At 52.7% G+C, this 3,065-nt stretch carries 4 protein-coding genes and 3 tRNA genes; all 7 read left to right on the top strand.

Features of this window, described 5'->3' with window-relative positions; genetic code table 11:
* The first annotated feature begins 162 nt into the window (after positions 1–162).
* On the top strand, positions 163–1,116 hold the full coding sequence (gene birA / locus DBR18_RS01900) for a bifunctional biotin--[acetyl-CoA-carboxylase] ligase/biotin operon repressor BirA (protein ID WP_108589050.1): 954 nt from the start codon (positions 163–165) through the stop codon (positions 1,114–1,116).
* Positions 1,106–1,855, top strand: coding sequence for a pantothenate kinase (locus DBR18_RS01895; protein ID WP_108589049.1), 750 nt, complete (start codon positions 1,106–1,108; stop codon positions 1,853–1,855). The genes birA and DBR18_RS01895 overlap by 11 nt, the downstream gene beginning before the upstream one ends.
* Before the next feature lie 7 nt (positions 1,856–1,862).
* Complete coding sequence (locus DBR18_RS01890; RefSeq protein ID WP_108589048.1) at positions 1,863–2,300, top strand: hypothetical protein; 438 nt, start codon at positions 1,863–1,865, stop codon at positions 2,298–2,300.
* A 142-nt stretch (positions 2,301–2,442) separates the two neighbouring features.
* A tRNA-Tyr gene (locus DBR18_RS01885) sits at positions 2,443–2,527 on the top strand.
* Positions 2,528–2,551: 24 nt separating this feature from the next.
* Positions 2,552–2,625: transfer RNA gene (locus DBR18_RS01880), tRNA-Gly, on the top strand.
* A 26-nt stretch (positions 2,626–2,651) separates the two neighbouring features.
* Positions 2,652–2,727: transfer RNA gene (locus tag DBR18_RS01875), tRNA-Thr, on the top strand.
* Positions 2,728–2,811: 84 nt separating this feature from the next.
* Positions 2,812–3,065, top strand: a 254-nt coding sequence (locus DBR18_RS01870) for a GTP-binding protein (protein ID WP_256588492.1), incomplete at its 3' end; no start/stop codon positions are given.

Genomic DNA, 3,065 nt, shown 5'->3' with positions numbered 1-3,065 from the left:
TCCCCATGTGAGAGTAGGTCATCGTCAAGATTAAATTCCGAAACCCCAATTGCGAAAGCAGTTGGGGTTTTGTTTTGCCCGCAGGAAAGTGGTTTGCTTGATTTCTATGCAATCGCCCGGCTCATGGCTATTATTCGGGCCTCATTGTGAGGCGAGACCTGCATGCTGACGTTGTTGAATCTTTTAAAGGATGGTCGATTCCATTCTGGTCAGGCTCTGGGGGTTGCCCTGGGCATCAGTCGAAGTGCTGTATGGAAGCAGCTTCAGAATCTTGAGGCTGAGCTCGGGTTATCCATTAACAAGGTCAGGGGCCGAGGCTATCAACTAGCGGCTCCCCTGACATTGCTCGATCCTCTCAGCATAAGTGCTTTGGCCCCGGTTTGGCCCATGACTGTCTTTGACTCCATTGACTCCACCAATGCGGAGGCGTTGCGCGCGATCAATCAAGGTCGCACGGCGCCGTTCCTGGTATTGGCAGAGAGACAGATTTCCGGTCGAGGACGAAGGGGGCGCAAGTGGGTAAGTCCCTTTGCTGAAAATCTCTATTACAGCCTGGTCCTGCGTATTGAGGGCGGCATGCGCCAGCTCGAGGGGTTGAGTCTGGTTGTTGGTTTGGCGGTTATGCATACCCTGCGAAAGCTGGGTGTGTCAGGCGCAGGATTGAAGTGGCCTAACGATGTGTTGGTCGGAAACAAGAAAGTTGCGGGCATCCTCCTGGAGCTTGTCGGGGATCCTGCAGATGTTTGCCATGTAGTGCTAGGTATAGGCATTAATGTGAACATGCAGATTGCTGATGAGGTGGACCAGCAATGGACGTCGATTCGACTCGAAACGGGCAAAAGCAGTGACCGCAATATCTTGGCGGCTGAGTTGAGCGAGCAGTTGAGTCGCTATATTCAGCGCCATCAGCTTGATGGTTTTTCGGAGCTCCAGGAGGAGTGGGAAAAATATCATATGTGGCAGGGGCGTCCGGTTTCGTTGATTGCGGGCGTTAGTCATATAGAGGGCGTGGTGCTCGGCATCGATAGTCAGGGTGCGCTGCGTTTGAAGGTGGATGGCGTGGAAAAAGTATTTAATGGTGGTGAGCTCAGCCTGAGGTTGCGTGATGATTCTTGAGCTCGACTGTGGGAATAGCTTTATCAAGTGGCGTGTATTGAATACAGCTGCTGGCGGTCTGTTCGCGGAAGGTGTTGTCGACTCGGATCAAGCTCTGGTGGATAGCTTGTGCGCATTTGACAGCATATCGTTGCGAAAATGTCGGTTGGTCAGCGTAAGGACCGGTGAAGAAACTGCCGCGCTCACCCGAATTCTCGAGCAGACGTTCGGGGTTTCGGTCGTGTGCGCCAAGTCGGCCAGTGAAATGTCTGGTGTCAGGAATGGCTATGACGACTATGAACGCTTGGGGCTGGATCGCTGGTTGGCGATGCTTGGCGGCTTTCATTTGGCTGCAGGCGCCTGTCTGATTCTGGATTTCGGCACCGCGGTGACGGCCGACTTTATTAATGCCGAAGGTGAGCACCTGGGGGGATTCATTTGTCCAGGTATGCCCTTGATGCGTAACCAATTACGTACACATACCCGGAAAATCCGTTATGGAGACTTGGCCGCCGAAAAAGCGCTGACGAGCCATGCTCCGGGGCGCAGTACCGTAGAGGCGGTGGAGCGTGGGTGCTCTTTAATGTTGAGAGGCTTCGTCCTGACCCAGATGGAAATGGCTCGATCCTATTGGGGGGAGCGCTTTACTGTCTTTATTACCGGTGGCGATGCTGGGTTGGTGGCGGACGTCGTGCCTGATGCTCGGATCGTCCCCGACCTGGTATTTGTAGGGTTGGCGATGGCGTGTCCTTTAACTTGAGGTTTGTATGCGTTGGTTGTTCCTGCTGCTCGTTGTTCTCAATGTGTTCTATTACGTCTGGCATCAGCAGGAAGCGCCCTTGCGTGCAAAGGATGTCACGCCACTCAGCATGTACCGTGGGTCCCAGCAAGATATTCGCTTATTGAGTGAGGCGGCTGGCAACTCTGGGGCGGGGCAGGGCACGCGCCGTGCCGGACAGGAATGTCTGTTTTTAGGTGGTTTGACTCAAGAAAGCAGCATTTCTGCGTTGCAGCTGCGTCTAGCGACCATGAATGTGAAGGTTCAGGTGTCACAAAAAGATTTCCCCGAGTCTGGTTACTGGTTGCTTATTGCGCCCGAAAGCCAGCGTTTGTTGGGGGATGTGCAGTTGCAGAACCTTTCCAAGGAATTCAATGAGTTAAAACATAAAATAATGCTGTGTGAGGGGGTTGCACCGCTGGAATAGTTTGCATAGAATGGCGCCCGCTCCACAGCGAACACCTAAACAGGTTATCGAAGCGGAGCGGTGTCAACGCAGCTAACCTCAGGTTTTTAATGAGAAAATGCTTGACAGAAGGTCGGCATAGTATAGAATGCCGGCTCGCTTAGGAGGGGTTCCCGAGCGGCCAAAGGGATCAGACTGTAAATCTGACGTCTACGACTTCGAAGGTTCGAATCCTTCCCCCTCCACCATTTTTAGCGTGAGCTGCAAGCTCCGCGGGTATAGTTTAGTGGTAGAACCTCAGCCTTCCAAGCTGATGATGCGGGTTCGATTCCCGCTACCCGCTCCAAGTTTGCAGGTTGTGCAAAGTGTTACGCTCTTGTAGCTCAGTTGGTAGAGCACACCCTTGGTAAGGGTGAGGTCAGCGGTTCAAATCCGCTCAAGAGCTCCATATAACAAGGCAGATATGAAAATATCTGCCTTTGTTTTAATGGTAGATATCGTTCGTCTAATTCTTCTGTTGAGGGTGTTATCGATGGCTAAGGAAAAATTTGATCGTTCCCTGCCCCACGTCAACGTAGGGACCATTGGTCACGTTGACCACGGTAAAACCACTCTGACCGCTGCTCTGACTCGCGTCTGCTCCGAAGTTTTCGGTTCGGCCGTAGTTGAATTCGACAAGATCGACAGTGCTCCAGAAGAAAAAGCTCGCGGTATCACCATCAACACCGCGCACGTTGAGTACAACTCGCTGATCCGTCACTACGCTCACGTTGACTGCCCAGGTCA

This window comes from Pseudomonas sp. HMWF021 (assembly GCF_003061005.1).
GTDB lineage: Bacteria > Pseudomonadota > Gammaproteobacteria > Pseudomonadales > Pseudomonadaceae > Aquipseudomonas.
This window is presented reverse-complemented; position numbering and strand designations above follow the sequence as displayed.

Coding starts and splice junctions, on each gene's coding strand:
- birA (WP_108589050.1), top strand. CDS start 163: ATGCTGACGTTGTTGAATCTTTTAAAGGATGGTCGATTCCATTCTGGT.
- DBR18_RS01895 (WP_108589049.1), top strand. CDS start 1,106: ATGATTCTTGAGCTCGACTGTGGGAATAGCTTTATCAAGTGGCGTGTA.
- DBR18_RS01890 (WP_108589048.1), top strand. CDS start 1,863: ATGCGTTGGTTGTTCCTGCTGCTCGTTGTTCTCAATGTGTTCTATTAC.